Source organism: Rhizorhabdus sp. GW822-FHT03C02 (assembly GCF_058801765.1).
In genome coordinates this window covers 343318-362092 of record NZ_JBXANN010000006.1, presented here as the reverse complement: position 1 = coordinate 362092, position 18775 = coordinate 343318, and the positions used below count along the sequence as shown (strand labels likewise).

The 18775-nt window shown below is 64.7% G+C and carries 22 protein-coding genes; 7 read left to right on the top strand and 15 right to left on the bottom strand.

Annotated elements, in window-relative coordinates; all coding sequences use genetic code 11:
* Positions 1–411 precede the first annotated feature (411 nt).
* Both AC1RM6_RS17775 and AC1RM6_RS17770 read right to left on the bottom strand, forming a co-directional pair.
* The gene (locus tag AC1RM6_RS17775; RefSeq protein WP_493103559.1) at positions 412–1590 is read right to left on the bottom strand and encodes a polysaccharide biosynthesis/export family protein; all 1179 of its coding nucleotides are present in this window, start codon (positions 1588–1590) and stop codon (positions 412–414) included.
* Positions 1591–1701: 111 nt separating this feature from the next.
* Positions 1702–2364, bottom strand: a complete 663-nt coding sequence (locus tag AC1RM6_RS17770) for an ABC transporter ATP-binding protein (protein WP_493103557.1) — start codon at positions 2362–2364, stop codon at positions 1702–1704.
* Positions 2365–2446: 82 nt separating this feature from the next.
* Between AC1RM6_RS17770 and AC1RM6_RS17765 the strand changes: the two genes are divergently transcribed.
* The 3 genes from AC1RM6_RS17765 to AC1RM6_RS17755 all read left to right on the top strand — a co-directional run bounded on the left by AC1RM6_RS17765 (position 2447) and on the right by AC1RM6_RS17755 (position 6220).
* Positions 2447–3601 carry a glycosyltransferase family 4 protein gene (locus tag AC1RM6_RS17765; RefSeq protein WP_493103555.1) on the top strand — a complete coding sequence of 385 codons (1155 nt, stop codon included), beginning with the start codon at positions 2447–2449 and terminating at the stop codon, positions 3599–3601.
* A gap of 67 nt (positions 3602–3668) precedes the next feature.
* Positions 3669–4985, top strand: a complete 1317-nt coding sequence (locus tag AC1RM6_RS17760; RefSeq protein WP_493103579.1) for a glycosyltransferase family 4 protein — start codon at positions 3669–3671, stop codon at positions 4983–4985.
* A 155-nt stretch (positions 4986–5140) separates the two neighbouring features.
* Positions 5141–6220: a hypothetical protein gene (locus tag AC1RM6_RS17755; protein ID WP_493103553.1), complete on the top strand. Its 1080-nt coding sequence runs from the start codon at positions 5141–5143 to the stop codon at positions 6218–6220.
* Between the two features lie 29 nt (positions 6221–6249).
* Here AC1RM6_RS17755 and kdsA read toward each other — a convergent pair whose 3' ends face one another.
* The 3 genes from kdsA to AC1RM6_RS17740 all read right to left on the bottom strand — a co-directional run bounded on the left by kdsA (position 6250) and on the right by AC1RM6_RS17740 (position 10717).
* A complete protein-coding gene (kdsA, locus tag AC1RM6_RS17750; RefSeq protein ID WP_493103551.1) occupies positions 6250–7101 on the bottom strand; it encodes a 3-deoxy-8-phosphooctulonate synthase in 852 nt (283 codons plus the stop codon).
* A gap of 82 nt (positions 7102–7183) precedes the next feature.
* Positions 7184–8974 carry a glucans biosynthesis glucosyltransferase MdoH gene (mdoH, locus tag AC1RM6_RS17745; protein WP_493103549.1) on the bottom strand — a complete coding sequence of 597 codons (1791 nt, stop codon included), beginning with the start codon at positions 8972–8974 and terminating at the stop codon, positions 7184–7186.
* Between the two features lie 222 nt (positions 8975–9196).
* Positions 9197–10717, bottom strand: a complete 1521-nt coding sequence (locus tag AC1RM6_RS17740) for an OpgD/OpgG family glucan biosynthesis protein (protein ID WP_493103547.1) — start codon at positions 10715–10717, stop codon at positions 9197–9199.
* Between the two features lie 208 nt (positions 10718–10925).
* Between AC1RM6_RS17740 and AC1RM6_RS17735 the strand changes: the two genes are divergently transcribed.
* On the top strand, positions 10926–11897 hold the full coding sequence (locus tag AC1RM6_RS17735; RefSeq protein WP_493103545.1) for an aspartyl protease family protein: 972 nt from the start codon (positions 10926–10928) through the stop codon (positions 11895–11897).
* A gap of 144 nt (positions 11898–12041) precedes the next feature.
* On the top strand, positions 12042–12578 hold the full coding sequence (locus AC1RM6_RS17730) for a peroxiredoxin (protein ID WP_493103544.1): 537 nt from the start codon (positions 12042–12044) through the stop codon (positions 12576–12578).
* A 68-nt stretch (positions 12579–12646) separates the two neighbouring features.
* On the opposite strand, the gene AC1RM6_RS17725 is transcribed toward AC1RM6_RS17730, so the two are convergent.
* On the bottom strand, positions 12647–12886 hold the full coding sequence (locus AC1RM6_RS17725; RefSeq protein ID WP_493103542.1) for a hypothetical protein: 240 nt from the start codon (positions 12884–12886) through the stop codon (positions 12647–12649).
* Between the two features lie 75 nt (positions 12887–12961).
* Here AC1RM6_RS17725 and AC1RM6_RS17720 point away from each other — a divergent pair, with 75 nt between their 5' ends.
* Complete coding sequence (locus AC1RM6_RS17720; RefSeq protein ID WP_493103540.1) at positions 12962–13255, top strand: hypothetical protein; 294 nt, start codon at positions 12962–12964, stop codon at positions 13253–13255.
* Between the two features lie 53 nt (positions 13256–13308).
* Here AC1RM6_RS17720 and AC1RM6_RS17715 read toward each other — a convergent pair whose 3' ends face one another.
* From AC1RM6_RS17715 to AC1RM6_RS17675, 9 genes are all read right to left on the bottom strand, one after another.
* Positions 13309–13647, bottom strand: a complete 339-nt coding sequence (locus tag AC1RM6_RS17715; RefSeq protein WP_493103538.1) for a UrcA family protein — start codon at positions 13645–13647, stop codon at positions 13309–13311.
* Between the two features lie 174 nt (positions 13648–13821).
* Positions 13822–14631: a DUF72 domain-containing protein gene (locus AC1RM6_RS17710; RefSeq protein WP_493103536.1), complete on the bottom strand. Its 810-nt coding sequence runs from the start codon at positions 14629–14631 to the stop codon at positions 13822–13824.
* Between the two features lie 16 nt (positions 14632–14647).
* Positions 14648–14998 carry a GFA family protein gene (locus AC1RM6_RS17705; RefSeq protein ID WP_493103534.1) on the bottom strand — a complete coding sequence of 117 codons (351 nt, stop codon included), beginning with the start codon at positions 14996–14998 and terminating at the stop codon, positions 14648–14650.
* A gap of 1 nt (position 14999) precedes the next feature.
* Positions 15000–15137 carry a DUF1428 domain-containing protein gene (locus tag AC1RM6_RS17700; RefSeq protein WP_493103532.1) on the bottom strand — a complete coding sequence of 46 codons (138 nt, stop codon included), beginning with the start codon at positions 15135–15137 and terminating at the stop codon, positions 15000–15002.
* A 166-nt stretch (positions 15138–15303) separates the two neighbouring features.
* Positions 15304–15579, bottom strand: a complete 276-nt coding sequence (locus AC1RM6_RS17695) for an HU family DNA-binding protein (protein ID WP_493103530.1) — start codon at positions 15577–15579, stop codon at positions 15304–15306.
* Positions 15580–15774: 195 nt separating this feature from the next.
* Positions 15775–17100: a hemolysin family protein gene (locus AC1RM6_RS17690; RefSeq protein ID WP_493103528.1), complete on the bottom strand. Its 1326-nt coding sequence runs from the start codon at positions 17098–17100 to the stop codon at positions 15775–15777.
* Positions 17101–17163: 63 nt separating this feature from the next.
* Positions 17164–17619 (bottom strand): nucleoside deaminase, encoded by a 456-nt coding sequence (locus AC1RM6_RS17685; protein WP_493103526.1) that lies wholly within the window; start codon positions 17617–17619, stop codon positions 17164–17166.
* An 87-nt stretch (positions 17620–17706) separates the two neighbouring features.
* On the bottom strand, positions 17707–17898 hold the full coding sequence (locus tag AC1RM6_RS17680; RefSeq protein WP_493103525.1) for a YqaE/Pmp3 family membrane protein: 192 nt from the start codon (positions 17896–17898) through the stop codon (positions 17707–17709).
* Between the two features lie 19 nt (positions 17899–17917).
* Positions 17918–18235, bottom strand: a complete 318-nt coding sequence (locus AC1RM6_RS17675; RefSeq protein ID WP_493103524.1) for a hypothetical protein — start codon at positions 18233–18235, stop codon at positions 17918–17920.
* Between the two features lie 162 nt (positions 18236–18397).
* Between AC1RM6_RS17675 and rpmB the strand changes: the two genes are divergently transcribed.
* Positions 18398–18694, top strand: coding sequence for a 50S ribosomal protein L28 (rpmB, locus tag AC1RM6_RS17670; RefSeq protein ID WP_493103577.1), 297 nt, complete (start codon positions 18398–18400; stop codon positions 18692–18694).
* The last annotated feature ends 81 nt before the right edge of the window (positions 18695–18775 follow it).

Genomic DNA, 18775 nt, shown 5'->3' with positions numbered 1-18775 from the left:
CGACGCCTTGAAGCCGCCAGAAACCGGAGCCGCCGCCCACATGTCCCTTCATCTTTCCAACAATGTCAAAGAACCGAACACCACTCTACCGCCCCGGATGATCCATCCGAGGGAGACCGTCTTAGCGATCCGTTAGAGAGGCGTGGAAGCGAACCGGAAAATCCAACTCGCCGCCGCCGGTGAGATGGGCTTCTATGCAAAGGCGGGGTGGCCGTCAACAACAATATGACATCTTCGCGACGTTTAGTTTAAGATCATGATTCTAAAGGATTAAATTTTCAAAATTTGATTCACGCCGGAGCCGACTCAACGGAAAACAGCTGATTTTCCGACTCGCAGGGCTCAGAATCACAAAAAAAGGGAGGGCAAATGCCCTCCCTTGCGGTTCCGATCGGCCTTCCGCCGTCGATGTCAGTTGTTTCTGGTGAGCACTCGCGCGGTCAACAGCGGCGAGAAGAGCTGGTTCAGGATGTTGACGAACTTGGCTACCGGATTCGACGCCGAGTTGGCGACGTAGATCAGATCCTTGTCCTGCATCTGGAAGGCCTGGGCGATCAGATAGCTCTCGGGCTTCATCAGGTTGAGCCGATAGATCGTCGGCTGCTCGCCACGGGCGATCGCCGCCGGGTCATAGCGGAACAGGAAGACCGCTCGCGGATCCGCCTGCGCGTCATTGGGTCCGCCCACCCGCGCCAGCGCCTCGGCCAGCGAGACCGACGGCACCTCGAACGGGACCTGGGAAACCTTCTGCGCCGCGCCGAACACGCTGTAGCTGCGCGGTTGCCGCACGAGTTCGATCCGGTCCCCCGGCAACAACGGCAAATCGTCGGAACCGCCCGAACGCACATCGCCCAAGCGCATCTCGGCCATCTTGCCGTCGCGCGTGACGCGTACAAGCGTGTCCGAACTCACCGCCTTGGCGCCACCCGAGGTGGCAACCACGTCGAGAAGGCGCTCGCGTGCCGCGGTCAGTTGCTGCCGCCCCGCCCGGCTTACGTCGCCCGTAATATAAACGCTGTTGCCGGGGCTGTTAACCACGGTGACCAGGGCCTGAGGGCTTTGCGATTTGCCGTGCAGCCCCTGTTCGATCATCCGCTGCACATCGTAGGGCGTCGCGCCCGCGACCGAGAGGCGCCCGACATAGGGCAGCCGGATCGTTCCGTCAGGCGCGACGACGACGACGCCGAGCCGCTGGCTCTTCACGCTCGAATCGACCGTGTCCGCCGAAAAGCCCGCGCCCGCGCTGAACCCCGAGGCACCGCCACCGAACAACGTCATGCCGACTTCATAGATGCTGATCTGAAGCTCGTCCCCAGGGGCGATCGTATCGACCCGCCCATCGCGTGCAAGCACCGCCAGGCTCCCCGGCTCGCTCCCCGCCGCGGGCCTGGGCACCGCCAGCTGCGCAAAGCCCGTCGCATCGAGATCGACGATCCTGAAACTGATCGGCCCATCGGGCCGCTTCGCCCTGGTCTCTACCTGGTGCGCGGTTGGTCCGCTCGACGGCAGCGACGCACAGCCCGCGAACAACATGCTCGCAATGACGACCGCGGAACAGCCGCGCATATTGGAATTGATCAGGGAAGACATGGATACCCTATGAGGAGTTCGACGGAACAAGCCGCCGTGATAGACCAAAAGCCGCCCGCAGCAAGCACAGCCGAACCCAAAACGGGTTCTGGCGGTCACCCGCAGTCGATCTCAGGCCGCCCGCATCTGCAGGCCATGATGGACCTCGCAGGCTTCAGCCACCGTGTCGAAGAAAGTGAGATTGCCGCCGTACATCACCGCTCCCCGCTGGCAATATTGCTGCAGCGTATGCGGATCATGCGAGATCATCACCAGCGAGCCGCTATCGCGGCGCGCCATCAACGCCTCTTCGCACTTGACCCGAAACCGCTCGTCGCCGGCGCCGGTGATTTCGTCGACCAGATAGCAATCGAAATTGATCGCCAGCGAAACGCCGAAAGCCAGACGCGCGCCCATCCCTGCGGAATAGGAACGGACCGGCTGATGGAGATAAGGCCCGAGCTGGGCGAACTCCTCGACATAAGCGAGAACATCCTGCTCGGGCTGGCGATAGAGCCGCGCAATGAACCGAACATTGTCGGCACCGGTCTGAACATTCGAGAAGCAGCTCGCATAGCCGATCGGCCAGCTCGTCGTCATCGATCGACTGATCGTGCCGGCGGAAGGCTGCTCTACCCCTGCGATCAACCGCATGAGCGTCGATTTACCCGCGCCGTTTGCTCCACAGATGCCGATGCTCTCGCCGCGCTTGATATCGAAGCTGAGATTGCTGAACACATGTTTGTGGAATTTGCCGATATGGTAGCTTTTTGAAACGTCGTTGAACGAGATCATGACCTTGCCCTAATAGCGACACGCTCCACCAAACTCGGCCATACCCGCCGGCGGGCTGGTGCTGCAGCACGAAATATAAGGTATGATCGGCCAAACACCAGCTTCCCGTTTTGCGATCGACGGCCGGATGCTCGGCAGCGGCGGTACCGGCGTCGCCACCTATGCGCAGGCGCTCCTGGCCGCGCTGGGTCATCTCGGCCATATACCGTCGATCGTCGCCGACCCTTCGAGCTCGCGGATGCTGGCTACCGCGGGGCGTATCGATCGGTGGCGGCGTTGGGCCGACGCACTGTGGGATCGGCCGCGCAGACTTGTCGCCAGGAGCGACGGGAGCTTGTGGGCGCTGGATCTGTTCAGGTTGGCGCAGGTCCATTTCGACCGACATGGGTCGATGCTCGAAATCAAGGCGCCAGGCTCGGCCGGAATCATGCACTGGACCTATCCATTGCCGATCCGGATCGCCGACTGGCACAATCTCTACACCGTTCACGATGCGATCCCGATGACCCATCCGGAACTCACGCCGATCGACGGCGTCCGTCACATGCGGCTGCTTCGCGCCATCATCGCCTCGCAGGGCCATATCCTCACCGTATCGCAGGCTGCCCGACACGATATCGTGCGCGCGCTGGACTGCGGGGACGCGGTCTCGTGCTGCACGACGGGCCTCGACATTCCGGCGGCGAACATGAACGCCGAACTGCCCTTTGCCGCAGGCCGCTACCTTCTCTCGGTCGGAAGCGTGGAGCCACGCAAGAATCTGGAACGGCTGCTCGACGCCTATCAGGCGAGCGGAACGGCCCTCCCCTTGGTGGTTGCCGGCCCGGCAGGCTGGAATTCCCATCCGATCGAACGTCGCTTGGCCGCGACCCCCGGGGTCGTCCGCGCCCAATACCCGGCCCGGCCCGATCTGCTCGCCCTGGTCGCAGGCGCGCGCGCGCTGCTGTTTCCCTCGCTCGCGGAGGGCTTCGGCCTACCGATCGTCGAGGCGATGGCCCTCGGGACCCCGGTGCTCACCTCATATGGGGGAGCGACCGAGGAGATCGCCGGCGGAGCCGCCCTTCTGGCTGACCCCGGCTCGGTGGGCGCGCTCGAGCAGGCCATCGGGCAGCTTGCCGGCGACGACAGGCTGTGCGCCCGCCTTTCCGCGGCCGGACGCGCGCGAGCGTCGTTCTTCTCGACGGCGGCCTTCGCGGAGCGGCTCGACGCTCTCCACCGGAGCCTGTCGAGCGAATAGACTTGGATTAGTCACGTCCGAGCAGCTAAGCGCGATCGACGTCAAAAATGAGGATCACCAAAGCCCGATGGCTCGTCTGACAATCGGAATCGACGGTTATAATCTGGCCATGCCACGCGGCACCGGCGTCGCCACATATGGCTACAGCCTCACCCGCGCGATAGAGGCGATCGGGCACGATACAGTGGGCGTATTCGGCCTGGATGTCGGCAAGCGCGTCGAAACCCGCGAACTCATGTTCTTCGACAAGTTCGGCCGAACGCCGTCGAAGGAAACCCGTCGCCAGCGGGAAAGGCGGTTGATCCGCGAATGGTGGCAGTCATTGTCGAGCGCGCGGGCCGTCGACGTACCGATGACCAACGCGATCGAAAAACAGGTCTATGTCGACAGCCTGCCTTCGTTCGACCGGGTCGTCAGCAGCCCGCGCCTGTTCGAGATCGCGCACTGGCACCTGCAATTCTTCAAGCGCTTTCTGACGCTCAGGATGGATAACCCGCCCGATATCATGCACTGGACCTATCCGGTGCCGGTGCGCTTGGCGGGCGCTCGCAACATCTACACCATCCACGATCTGGTTCCGCTGCGCCTTCCTTACGCGACGATGGATTATAAGCATCTCTATTACCGCGTGATCGAAGGTGCCGTAATGGAATCCGATCATGTCTGCACGGTGTCCGAAGCGAGCCGCGACGACATATTGTCCCGTTTCCCGATTTCGCCGGACAGGGTGACCAACACCTATCAGACCGCCCCCATTCCCGCCGCGGCGCTGAACCGCAGCGCAGAGGAAGACGCCCGGATGATCGAGGGCATGTTCGAGCTCAAGCCGCGCGATTATTTCCTGTTCTTCGGCGCCCTCGATCCCAAGAAGAATATCGGGCGGATTATCGAAGCGTATCTGACGACCCAGAGCAAAACGCCCCTGGTCATCGTCGGCGCCCGCAACTGGGGCGCAGAGGCCGAGTCCCGGATGCTCGGTGCGGGCGGAGTCTCGGTCTATGGCCATGGCGTATCGAACCGGATCGTTCAGCTCGATTATCTGCCGCGCGACCTGCTCGCACGCATGATCCGCGGCGCGAAGGCGGTGATGTTCCCATCGCTGTTCGAAGGTTTCGGGCTGCCCGCACTCGAAGCGATCAGGCTCGGCACCCCGGTCATCTCGTCCACCACGAGTTCGCTGCCCGAGGTCGTCGGCGAAGCCGGCCTGCTCGTCGATCCTTATGATGTTCAGGCGATCGCCAACGCGATGATGGCGATCGACACCGATCCGGATCTTTCCAAGCGGCTGACCGCCGCCGGGCCGGCGCAGGCAGCGAAGTTCAGCGACGACGCCTATCTGGCCCGCCTGGCGCCGATGTACGAGCGGATCATGGCCGGCCGATGAGCGAGATCGAATTCGACCAGCCGACCCGGGAACTGGATCCGTTCGCATTCTTTTCCGGCCATGCCAGCCGGATCAAGCCGCTGGGCGGTACGGACCGCGGTCCCGATCCCAAATATGGCTTCCATACGCTCTATTTCGAATATCGGCCCGGTCCCGTGATCTTCACGATCCGCTTCGAGGGACTCGAGGCGGGTTTCGGCGAACTCCACATCAACGTGAACGCCTTCGTTCCCAACAGCGGAGCGCATGCGTCGCTGGTCGGCTCATCGCGCACCCAGATGACCGAACTGATCGCTGACGGTGCAGCGATATCCCATCGCGTCAACGCGATACCTGGCGTCACCTATGCCGTTTATGGCTATTTCCCCGATGGCACCGATGCCCGCGCGAGTGCGGTGGTCATCACCGCGCAGGAGTTGGGTGAACTCGAAAGCAGCACCGTTCCCGCGGAGGCCTTCGAGCCCAGCCGGTTCGGATCGGAAACGCTGGCCCCTGTCCCGACCCTGGTCAGCGAGAACATTCCAAGCTTTACCGCGCCGATTTCCCAACCGATGACGGCCAGCCAACTGGCCGAACCATCCTTCGCCGCCCAGGCAGGCAAAATCACCGCAGCACGCAGTCGTTCATCGGTCGATCTGTGGCGATCGGCCTATGTCCTGCAGGCGCTCCAATGTTACGGCATGTTGAAACCCGGCGCGCAGGGCCTCGCCTTTCGCGACGGCGAAGGCATCGCCGAGATCATCGCGCATATGGGCTGCCCGGTACTGATCGCAAGCGACGCCCCGGAAGCCGCGGCCAGGATCGGCGCGCCCCGCGCGCCCTCGATCACCATGCGCACCATGAATTTCCTCGACCAGCCGGATGATCTGCGCGGCTTCGATTTCCTCTGGTCGATCGGCGTCGCCAACAGCCTGCATTCGGCCGAAGCGGCGCTTCGCTTCGTGGTCAGTTCGATGCGGACGCTCCGTCCCGGCGGCATCGCCGTGCACATCTTCGATATGCTGCCGACGCGCGAACGCCGCGACTTCGACGAAGCCGACCATCTCCCTCTCCACCGCAAGGAAGTCGAGCGGCTCGGCCTGACGCTGATCTCGCATCGGCACGATATCGCCCAGCTGAGCTTCGGAAAGGCGGGCGACGACGCGCCGCTTGCACAGGCCATGATGGTGCTGACCCATAGCGGCTCGATGACGATCGATGTCGTCCCTTTCGCCCTGATCGCGCGCCGAGGCTGATCAAGCCGGCCTTTGCACGATAAGGCGTGTTACCCGATCCCGGCCCAACGCGCCCGTGCTTCGGTCGCATGGGCGTCGAGCGCCTGCAACTCGGCCAACAGCGGTTCGGCAAGGTCGAGCGGCCAGGCATTGGGACCATCCGATAGCGCCTTCGACGGATCGGGGTGGGTTTCCATGAACAGGCCTGCGACGCCGACCGACACCGCCGCACGCGCGAGTACGGGCACGAATTCGCGCTGACCACCCGAGACGCTGCCCTGCCCGCCCGGCAATTGCACCGAGTGGGTCGCGTCGAAGATCACCGGCCGACCGCTGGCGCGCATGATCACCAGGCTGCGCACGTCGGTGACCAGATTATTATAGCCGAACGAGGTGCCCCGCTCGGTCAACATGATCGCGGGCTCGACCCCGGCGGCCTGCGCGGCGGCCTCCGCCTTGCGCACGACATGCTCCATGTCGCCCGGCGCCATGAACTGCGCCTTCTTGATATTGGCCGGCTTTCCGCTCGCCGCGACCGCCTCGATCAGGTCGGTCTGCCGCGCGAGGAAAGCGGGCGTCTGCAGCACATCGACCACCTCTGCGACCGCAGCCACCTGCCCCGGCTCGTGGACGTCGGTGAGCAGCGGCAGGCCGGTCGCGTCACGCACCTTTTCGAGGATCCGTAACCCTTCATAAAGCCCGGGACCGCGAAACGAACTGTTCGAACTGCGATTGGCCTTGTCGAACGAGCTCTTGAAGATCAGCAGCATTCCCAGCCGATCGGCGATGGCGCGCAGCCGATCGCCGGTGCGCAGCACCAAATCCTCCGATTCGATGACGCAGGGCCCTGCGATCACGAAAAGCGGCTCGTCCAGCCCGACGTCGCGTCCCAGCAATTTCATCGTCACATCGCTCCAACTCTCGGGGCGCGATCCCTAGAAGGATTTGGGGCGGAGGGGAAAGGCGAAAGCACCTCTCGCCGGTTCAGGGGCGAACGATCGCCAGCCTTGCCTGCAGCGCCGGCTCGGGATCGCCGGCGTGGACCGGACCGTCGTCGAAGCGCTGCCCGTCGGCGGGCGAGCGCAGCATGCCGTGCCGGACCAGCCAGTCGCCGACATCGGCGCGCGACGACAGCCAGACGGTGGCAGGCGCCAGCAACAGGCCGACCGCGACCGGCAAGGTCCAGATCGTACCGTCGACGCCAAGGACGATCGCCGCGGTCAACGCCGCACCCAGCAGCAGATGCCAGCGATAATAGCCGAGCGTCTCGACGAAATAGAGCCCCTCGACCTCACGCCGCTGCGGCTGCCAGCCGCTTTGCCGGCCGCGCAATATGTCGAAGATCGCGATCGTCTGAGTCAGCATCGTGACCGGTGCGGCAACGATCGAGATCAGCATCTCGAGCAGGGTGCCCTTGATCACCGAGCCCCAGCCGCCCATCGCCTGCCTCAAGTCGCGGTCCTGGGTGAGCGCGATCAGCGCGACGATCTTCGGCCCGAACAGGAACAGCACGGTCATGCCGAGCAGCCAGCCCGACGAGATCAGCACGAAGCCGTCATAATCGGCGCGCAGTTGCTCGAAGACGCCGACGCCGAGCAGCAGCAGCCACAACGGCGAGGTCAGATAGGCCGACGCGCCCATCAGCAGTTGCAGCCGGTTGATCCAGTGGAATCCCGGCGTGTGGAGCAGCCGCAGATGCTGGAGATTGCCCTGGCACCAGCGCCGGTCGCGGATCGCATGATCGATCATCGTCGGCGGGAATTCCTCATAGCTGCCGTCCGACAGCGTGACCATGTGCACCGCCCAGCCGCGACGGCGCAGCAGCGCCGCCTCGACCATGTCGTGGCTCATGATATGGCCACCGAGCAGCACCTGCTCGTCGAGTTCGGGCAAGCCGCAGCTTTCGGCGAACGCCTTGACCCTGACGATGGCATTATGCCCCCAGAAGGTCGCCTCGGCGCCCGACCACCAGCGCAGTCCGGCCGATGCCACCGGACCATAGAGGGCTGCGGCGAACTGATGCCAGCGCGCGAACATGGTCTGGCCGTTGAGCAGCGCGGGCACGGTCTGGAGCAGCCCGATATTCGGCCGGGCCTCCATCGCATTGGCGAGCCGCACCATCGTCGCGCCGGTCATCAGGCTGTCGGCGTCGAGCACGATCATATGGTCATAGGCGCCGCCGAAACGCCGCACCCAATCGGCGATATTGCCGGGCTTGCGGGCGATGTTCTTCTCGCGCCGGCGATAATAGACCCCCGAGGCGCTGGCATCGCGCAGCCGGCGGAACGCCAGATATTCGCGCGGATAGGATTGCTCGTTCGAATCGCTGAGGACGAAGATGTCGAACTGTTCCGCCGCCCCGACCGCGGCGATCGAATCGACCATCGCCTGCAGCCGCCGGAAGACCGCGGTCACATCCTCATTGTAGATCGGCATCAGCACCGCGGTGCGCCGGGTCGGCAGGGCCAGCGGCGCGGCAGGCCCTGGCATCAGCGGCCCGCGCGCGAGAAGTTCGACAAGCCCTGCGACCGCATTGAGGAATCCGAACGCGATCCAGGCGAACAGCCCGAAGAACAGCATGAAAAATCCGGCATCGACGAAATCGACGCCATCGGACTGGAGCGGGGTGAACATCTCCTGCGCCGCCAGCAGGCCGCACAGGAAACTGCCGACGATCAGGAACAGCCGCCGTTCGAACAGCGGATGAAACATGCCTTCATCGGGCGAGGCGTCGCGCTGGCGCTCGGGCTTGCGGCGGAAGTCCTGCACCGGCATCGCGATCGGCGTTTCCGCCGGCAGGTCTTCACCCGTCGGCAGGGGTTCTGCCGACGCCGTCGCTGCCGCACGATCCTCTTTTCTGGTCAGGTACAATCCAAGCATCCTGTTCCACATCTGGCACGCGCCAGCACGAAAGAGTAACGAAATCCGCCATTTTGAGCCCAGTTGCCCTAACCTTTCGGCGGCTTGCGGGTTCCCACGACCGATTTCCGACCGATATCAGTAAAATTGATGGATCACGGTCTCGCTGATCGGCGTGTCGCGACGCTCGAGCATGGCGCGGACATTGGTCGGCGCGTTGACCCGGGTCATGTCGACGATCAGCCGCCAGCGCGCCTGGGCGCCGACCACCGGATAGGCATCGACCGAGATCGTCTTGCCCTGATCGACGCTGACGACCGCGCTGACGCCGGCATCGCGGCCGAGACCCTTGAGGGCCGGCCCTTCGAAATCGATCACCAGCCGGCGGGCGTTCGCGATCGGGTCGGTGCCGGGCCGGCCGGCGATCCCCGTCCAGCGATCGACCGCACGCGCCAGCGGCGAGGCATCGGGCTCGCCGCCCATCCAGCGCAGCCGATAGTCGAAATTCAGCGCCGTCCCCGCCTCGACCGGCCCTTTCAGCGACCAGAAGGCGACGATATTATCCTCATATTCCTTGGTCGTCGGAATCTCGTACAGCATCACCGCGCCGGCGCCCCAGTCGCCCTTGGGCTCGACCCACAGGCTGGGCCGCTTGTCGTAATAGACCCCGTCATCCTGATAATGGTCGAATTTGCGGTCGCGCTGGAGCAGCCCGAATCCCTTGGGTGCCTTGTCCTCGAAGCTGTTGATCGTCGGATGCGGCGGATTGCCGAGCGGCCGGCTGATCCGCTCGCCGGCGCCGTTGATCATCAGCAGGCAATCCGAATCGTGGATTTCCGGGCGCCAGTCGATCGCCTGCGGCCGGCTGCCTTCGTCATACCAGAACATGCTGGTCAGCGGCGCGATCCCGAGCCGTTCGACATCCTTGCGGAACCACAAGGCCGTGCTCACGTCCTGAACGATCTCGCCATGCTTCATGTTGGTGAAGCGATAGGCCCCGACCACGCTCGCCCCTTCGAGCAGCGCGTAGATGGTGAGTGCTCCACCCGTCGCTCGCTCGATCCAGAAACTGGTGAAGGACGGAAACTCCTCGCGCCCATCGATGCCGGTGTCGATCGCGAGCCCCCGCGCCGACAGCCCATATTGATCGAGCGCCCCTGCGGATCGGAAATAGGACGCCCCGAGAAAGGCCAGCCAGTCGCCGACCCCGCCCTTGTTGACCACCCGGAGTCCCGCCACGCCGTCGGGGATATTGGGCACCGGGCCCTGGCCGGGCACCGCCTCGAACATGTCGCGGCTATGTTCGATTCGCCGTGCCTGCCCCTTGTCGACCACCCAGATCTGCACCGGAAAAGGCGCGGTGCGGATCAGCGGAAACAGCCGTACCGAATAGCCGTCGTCGGGCCCGATCGCGCGCTCGGCACGAAAGGCGATGCGGTTGGCGGCGTCATAGTCGACCGCATGCGCCGCCGGATCGGGCTTCGGCAAAGGTCGCGGCGGCGCCATCGCGATCCGCTTCGCCTCCGCCTTGAGCAGATCCCACGAAAAGGCCTGCCCCGCGCCCGATGCGTTGCGGCTGGTCACCGCCTCCGCCAGCGAAGCCCCGCCGAAGGCCCATATCGCTCCGAGCCATGCAAGACTCTGCCGTCTGTCGATCATGCTTGTCCGGTCGCCATCTGATTGTTGTCGGTTCGGGTTCTTCGCCCAGACGTTCTGGCAGCGAAAAGGTTCATGTGCCAATGCCGCTTGCGACCTGAACCGCGACCGAACGCGCATCGACCCGGCGCCTGCCGGTGCCACCGCGGATCGCTTGTGGCATGTCGGCGAGAGGCGTATCCTGCCCGGATAATAAGGTGGGGAGGATGTGATGACGTTCCGCCGCAAGCATCGCCTGGAATGGGCCATCGCGCTTTCGGTCGCCGGTGGCACCGCATGCGGCGCCACGGTGGCCGAACCCGACCCGCCTGTGCTGGTGCAGGGCGACCGAGATCTGAGCGCACGGCTGACGGTGCCGGTGACCATCAACGGCGGCGGCCCCTATCATTTCGTCGTCGACACCGCCGCGGAACGAACCGTCATCTCGCGCGAACTCGCCGGCCGCCTTGCGCTCGGCGCCGGCGAAGGCGTGACCGTGATGAGCATTTCGGGCCTGTCGCAGGCCGATACCGCGGTGATCCCGCTGCTGCAGCTCACCGGCGGGCGCAACCGGCTGTCGGACTTGCAGGCGCCGCTGATGGCCGAGACCGACCTCGGAGCGGTCGGCCTGCTCGGGATCGACAGCCTGAAGACCAAGCGCGTCGTCATGGATTTCAAGGCGATGCAGATGACGATCCAGGACAGCGCGGTTCCGCTTGCCTCGGAAAGCGGCGAGATCGTGGTGACCGCGCGTCGCAAGCTCGGCCAGCTGATCTTGGTCGATTCGAGCGCCGGCGGGGTCAAGGTCAATGTAATCATCGACACGGGATCGGCGGTGACGATCGGCAATCCGGCGCTGCGTGCAAGGCTGGAACGGCGACCCGCGATGCGTCCACCGGTACCGATCAGCATCATCAGCGTCACCGGCGCCCGCGTCGTCGCCGCCTATAGCTCGATCCATCATATGCAGGTGGGCGGGGTGAATATCGACGACCTGCCGGTCGCCTTCGCCGATGCCGAACTGTTCCACCGGCTCGGCCTCAGCGACAAACCCGCATTGTTGCTGGGCATGGACGTTCTGCGCGCATTTTCGCGCGTGTCGGTCGACTTCGCGAATCGCAAGGTCCGTTTCCTCCTGCCCGGCGAGGCGTTGCAGACCCCCGCCCCGATCATCGCCGCCGCGGACCAGCCGGTTGCCGGCTGATGAGCATATCGATCGAATATGCGTCGGGATTGCCGATGAGAGGCTGTGGGCACGGACGGTACCGCACATGAAATCGGTCCTTTCGCTCATGGCGCAAACAGGCTCTAAGACGGGCCGGTCCTTCTCACGGAACAGGTAGACCCCATGAACCGCTTGCTGCTCGCCGCGCTGACCGCCTCTGCTCTTGCCCTGCCGATGTCGGCCGAGGCTGCGCTCGCACCGGGCGCCAGCGCCCCGACCTTCGCGACCGATGCCGCGGTCGGCGGCAAGACCTTCAAGTTCGCGCTCGCGCAGGCGCTCAAGAAGGGGCCGGTGGTGCTCTATTTCTTCCCCGCCGCCTTCACCCCGGGCTGCACCGTCGAAGCCCATGACTTCGCCGAAGCGACCGACGACTTCGCGAAAATGGGTGCGACCGTGATCGGCATGGCCGCCGACCCGATCGACAAGCTCGCCGATTTCTCGGTCAAGGAATGCCGCAACAAGTTCGCGGTCGGTGTAGCCACCCCCGAAGTGGTTAAGGGCTATGACGTCGCGCTGGCGGTGGCATCCGGCCGCACCAACCGTACCTCCTATGTCATCGCCCCCGACGGCAAGGTCATCTTCGCCTATACAGCGATGAGCCCAGCCGGCCATGTCACCGGAACGATGGACGCGGTGAAGGCCTGGAAGGCCAAGCACTGATTCATCGGGTTGTCCGTGGGGCCTTCGTCGCGCTGGCACTGGCCGGCGCGACTCAGGACGCCGCCGGATCACGCGAGACATATTATGTCGCGCGCCTCGAGGACGCGGCGATCCTCCACGATCTGAACGGCCGCCTGCTCGGGAGCCCCAGCGCGACCCGCACGCTCGAGGCCTGGTGTCGCGAGCATCGCCTCGCCGATCCGGCGAAGATCGTCGCGGACCGGATCGCCGGCGGCGACAAGCCGATCGGCATCGAACAACGCCGCCGGCTGAAGATCGGCGACAACGAACCCGTCCGCTACCGGCATGTCCGGCTTCGTTGCGGAAATCTGGTCCTGTCCGAGGCCGATAACTGGTATGTTCCGAGCCGGCTGACCGCCGCGATGAACGCCGAACTCGACAATGGCGACACCCCGTTCGGCCTCGTCGTGGCGCCGCTCGGGATCAACCGGCGCACGATCGAGGCACGGCTCCTCTGGCAGCCGCTCGACGCGGGGTGGGACATGCAAGGCGCGGCCGCCCGCAGAAACTATCGAACCCGCGCCCCTATACCCGATCACATCATCGAGCATCGCGCGCTGGTGCTCGAAGGATCGGGGAATCCGATCGCCGAAGTGGTCGAGACCTATACCGCCGCCAATCTGGCGTTCCGCAGGTCGGAGGCAGCCCGCCAATGAAAAGACCGGCGGGACCATGTCCCACCGGCCTCTCCCGCTTCATCGTCGATCGCTCAGTGCGCGCCGCCGGCGGTGGCGCCGCCGCTGTTCGCCATCGCGATCATCTCGCGCGCCTGCGCCCGCGCGGCCTTGTCGGCTTCGCCGGCGCAGCCCGAATCGACCGACCAGTTGCCGCCGAACGCGCAGGCCTGGCGGACCGCCTTGGTGATGCGGGTGTGGAGAGCGAACCGGCCCGCCGACGTGGCGAGGTCGAGATCGCTGGAATTGACCGCGATGGTGCGAACGTCGTTCGCGTCGCGGCCCGCGACATTGATGTCGGCCTGCGCGAAGGCAGGTGCGGCCAGACCGGCCGCAAGCATGGCGAGGGACGCCAGGCGGAGGGTAGACTTCATCTTCATTCTCCTGCGAGCGCAGCCCTTTTTTGTGCAAGCTGTCGCCACGTGTCGTTCACCGGTCGGGGGGATGACCGGCGGCGCTCATATAGGCCTCGCAACGACCTTACTCAACCGCGGAAAATGGGGCTTTCATGGTGCAGCACGGCGAAAATTGCTGCATTTTTGTTGCACTCAGCCGACCCGTTCGAGTAGTGCCCGGGCCGCTGCCGGCGCGCGTTCCTTGGCGCCGTTGATCATGAACAGATAGACGTCGCGGGGCGCGTCGGGCGCGACGCGATCACCGGCATAGACGAGCCCCTCGGGAACCCCGCCATTCCGCCATATATCGACATTCGTCGCCCAGCGATCGAGTGCTTCGGCACCATAGCCGGTCGGCACGTCGGCCTGCGCATCCTCCAGCCGCGCATAGACGAAGGGCGCGGTGACATCGGCGAGCTGGGGATATTCGGCATGATCGGCAACGACGATCGCAACCTGATGTTTCGCAGCAAGCGCAGCAAATTCGGGGGAACGAAAACTTTCGTGCCGCACCTGAATCGCGTGGCGCAACTTCACGCCCTCCTGCTCCGCCGGCAGCAACGCCAGGAACGCGCCGAAATCGGCGGCATCGAACTTCTTGGTCGCCATGAACTGCCACAGGATCGGCCCGAGCTTGTCGCCGAGTTCGGCAATGCCCTGTCCCAGGAATTTGGCGATCGATTCGCCGCCTTCTGCAAGGACCTTGCGATTGGTGCAGAAGCGCGACGCCTTGACCGTGAAGACGAAATCATCGGGAACCGAGGCCGCCCATTTGACGAAACTGTCGCGCTTCTGGGTGCCGTAATAGGTGCCGTTGATCTCGATCGCCGTGACCTGACGCGACGCATATTCGAGCTCGCGCGCCTGGGCCAATCCCTTGGGATAGAAATTGTCGCGCCACGGCTCATAGGTCCAGCCGCCGATCCCGACATGGACCCGCCCCTTGTCGCCCTTGCTACCCATCGTCCATCCTTCCCGATCAGAAGCTGCGACCATCGACCTTCTTCACCTCGAGCGAGGCGATATCGATGGCATCGACGCAGCGCAGGTTCACCATCCGCGTCGCATTGCCTTCGCGGTCCTTGCCCTCGGCCAGCGGCTGCGTGCCGCAATGCGTGCAGAAACGATGCTCGATCGCATGCTTGTTGAAGAAATAGCTGGTGAGCGCCTCTTCGCCACGGGCGAGCACGACCGACGCCGCGGGATAGAAATGCAGCAGGAAGCCCTTGCGCTCGCAATGCGAGCAGTTGCAGGCATAGGCTTCGGTCGGCGGGTCGGCATCGACCGTGAACTCGACCGCACCGCAATGACAGCGACCGCTGAACGCCATGTCAGGCGTCCTGCCGATCGAGCCATTCGACGATCACGCCATATTCCTTCCATACCGCGCCCGCCATCCCGGCGGGCGCCCGACATTCGTCGCGCCTGGTAGTTGCCATCGAGCGCAGGAAATCGTCGATATAGGCCATGACGTCGCTCCCGGATCGAGAATGGATGACGACATCGGAACATAATAGGAACAGAAATTCAAGCGCCTTGCGGCCGCCAGGCACGAAAAAAAGGGCGGATCGGCCTGGCCGATCCGCCCTTTCCTCGAACCTGTCGCAGGCCGGCGGCATGCCGCCGGCCGGTCGATCAGCCGTTCAGCGCATCCTTGAGCGCCTTCGCCGGCGTGAAGGAAACCTTCTTGGACGCCGCGATGGTCAGGGTCGCGCCGGTGGCCGGGTTGCGGCCTTCGCGCGCCGGACGCTCGGCGACCTTGAACTTGCCGAAGCCCGGCAGCGAGACTTCTTCGCCCTGCACGGCGGCATCGGTGATGGCCTTCAGCGTCGCGTCGATCACGCGCTTGGCGGCGGCCTTGTCGAGGCCCTGGTCAGCGGCGACGACGCCAGCGATGTCAGCAGTGTTCATATTAGCTCCTAAGCTTTGCCTGAATTCATTGCCTCAGGGGGGTTTGAGGCAAGGGGCCCTTTTGCGCGGGGTTTTCCGCCGGGGCAATCCGAAATCGCCTAAAATGGGCATTTTTGCAACGGCTGGCAAAACAGTCTCTTTTTTCGAACGCCCGGGCGTATCTAATCGCCCCCGCGAGCGAGACGTCAGCCGCGCCTAATCGGCCTCGCGGCCGACATGGGTGGCGAGCAATTTGTCGATGCGGCGCCCGTCCATATCGACGATCTCGAATCGCCAGCCGCGATAGTCGAACGATTCGCCGGTCACCGGCAGATGCTTGAGCCGCCACAGCGCGAAACCCGCCGCAGTGGCGAAATCCCGGTCCTCCGCCAGCGCAAACCCCAGCCGGTCGGCGAGCGCATCGGCGGCAAGCGATCCGGAGACCAGCCAGCTTCCGTCCTCGCGCTCTACCAGCGGGGGATCCGTGTCGTGGTCCTGATCCGATGCGAATTCGCCCGCGATCGCCGCCAGCAGATTGGCGGGAGCGACCAGCCCTTCGAAATGGCCATATTCGTCATGGACGAACGCCATCGGCACCTCGGCCTCGCGCAATTCCTTGAGCGCATCCATCGCGTCGGTGTGGTCGGGGATGACGATGCCCTTGCGCATGATCGCCCGCAGGTCGATCGGACCGCCGTCGATCAGCGCCCGCACCAGATCGCGCGAATGGATCACGCCGATGATCTCGTCCACCGATCCTTCGGCGACCGGCATCCGGCTGTGCGGCATCTTGGCGATCGTCGCGCGAATCTCGGCCTCGTCGGCATCGATGTCGATCCACTCGACCTCGGTGCGCGGCGTCATCACCTCGCGCACCGGTCGGTCGGCCAGCCGGACCACGCCCGAGATGATCGCCCGCTCGCTTTCCTCGATCACGCCCGCACTCGATGCCTCGGCGACGATCAGATGGAGTTCCTCGGCGGTGACGTGGCTCTCATTCTCGCGGGTCAGGCCGAGCAGGTGGAAGATCAGCGCGCTGGTCCGGTCCAGCGTCCACACCACCGGCGCGGTGATCCGCGACAGCCAGAGCATCGGGATCGCCATGATTGCGGCGATCGGTTCGGGCGCACGCAGCGCGAATTGCTTCGGCACCAGTTCGCCGACGATCAGCGACACGAAGGTGGTGATCGCGATCACCACCGCGAAACCGATCTCGGGCGCGCTCTGCGCCGGTACGCCGAGCAGCCGCAACCGGTCGCCGACCGGATCGCCCAGGCTCGCGCCCGAATAGGCGCCGGCGAGGATGCCGATCAGGGTGATGCCGATCTGGACGGTCGACAGGAACTTGCCGGGGTCGGCGGCGAGTTCGACCGCGGTCCGCGCGCCGCGGCTGCCGGTGCGCGCCATCGCTTCCATGCGTGGCTTGCGCGCCGATACGATCGCCAGTTCAGACATGGCGAACACCCCGTTCAACGCGACCAACGCGATGATGATGATCAGGTCGATCCAGGGGAAAGGGGATATGGGGTCAGGTTGCGGCATGGCGCTGCCCCCTCATGCCGCGAATCGCAAAATTTCACAACGGCTGCTTCGCATCCGCAGCGATCAAACTCGCCGCAGGGCAAAAAAACTTCGCAACTGGGCCGCCGCCTCGGCTTCGCCGATCCCGCCATAGACATCGGGCCGGTGGTGGCAGGTCGGCAGCGCGAAGAAACGCGCGCCATGTTCGACCGCCCCGCCCTTGGGATCGCCCGCAGCATAATAGAGCCGGCGCAGCCGGGCATGGGCGATCGCGCCGGCGCACATCGTGCAGGGTTCGAGCGTCACCCACAGGTCGCATTCGCCGAGCCGCTCGGCACCGAGCACGGCTGCCGCCGCGCGAATCGCCAGCATTTCGGCATGGGCGGTAGGATCGGTGCCTGCCCGCATCGCATTGGCGGTCTGAGCGATGATTCGGTCGCCGAGCATCACCACGGCCCCGACCGGAACCTCGCCGTTCGCCGCCGCCTGTTCGGCGAGATCGAGCGCCAGGCGCATCGGCGGGGGCAAGGGAAAGCTCATCGGCTTTCCTTAGCGGCGTGGGCCGCGGCTGGCGATATTCGAAGGCCTGACCGATTCGCCGGGCGATGCCCGATCGGGCGGCCGCCTTCAGCGAATCGGAATTTTTTCGGGGATCAGCAGGCACAGCACCGCGAACAGCGCGCCAGGCAGCCAGCCGATGACGGTGAGCACCACGCTCACCCAGAAGGCCGGGGTGATCCCCCGGCTGAGAAACAGACCGAGCGGCGGCAGCAATATGGCCGCGATCAACGCGACCGGAGTCGCGGGAGCAAAGGTCACATCCTGCCGCCGCATCGAATCAGTTCGCTTTCTTGACGTCGATGGTCGGGACCTTGACCGTCTCTTCCTTGGTGCCGACATCGATCTTCGGCACCGTCACCGAACTGTCCTTCGAACCGATATTCACCTTGGCGGTATCGACATCGAAGGCCGGCGCCTGGCCGCCCGAGACCGATATGCTGGGGGCCTGGCCCGGGCGGGTCTGGTTGATGTCGATGAAGCCGAACGCGAAGGCGGCGATGATCGCCAATATGGCGATGATGGCAACGATCAGGCCCACACGGGCCCCGCTCGACCGCGCGGGATATTCGCGGTAATGCTCGCGTGTCGTGTTCATGTCGTAACTCCTGAGCGTAGCAAGCTGGAGCCCCGACAACGAAGCTTGATCGAACTGGTTGCATCGCTTGGCGGCCGATCGGTCTGCCGCGACTTGACGAAATCGAGGATCGCCGCTATCCGCCGCGACTTTCCGGGCAACCCGAACTCAGGACGAACGAACATGTCGCGTATTTGCGAACTCACCGGCAAGGGCCGTCAGGTGGGACACAATGTCTCCCACGCCAACAACAAGACCAAGCGGACCTTTCTGCCGAATCTGCAGAACGTGACCCTGATCTCCGATTCGCTCGGCAAGAGCATCCGCCTGAAGGTTTCGACCCATGGTCTGCGCTCGGTCGAGCATGTCGGCGGCCTCGACAACTGGCTGCTCAAGAGCTCGGAAGCCGACCTCTCGCTGCGCGCGCGTCGCCTGAAGCGCGAAGTCGCCAAGAAGCAGCAGCAGGCGGTCGCCGCCTGATCTTGCGGCCGCCGCCCTCGGGCGGCGGGCCTCTGCTTTTCTGACAATGCCGGTGTCCGATTCGGGTCGGACGCCGGCATT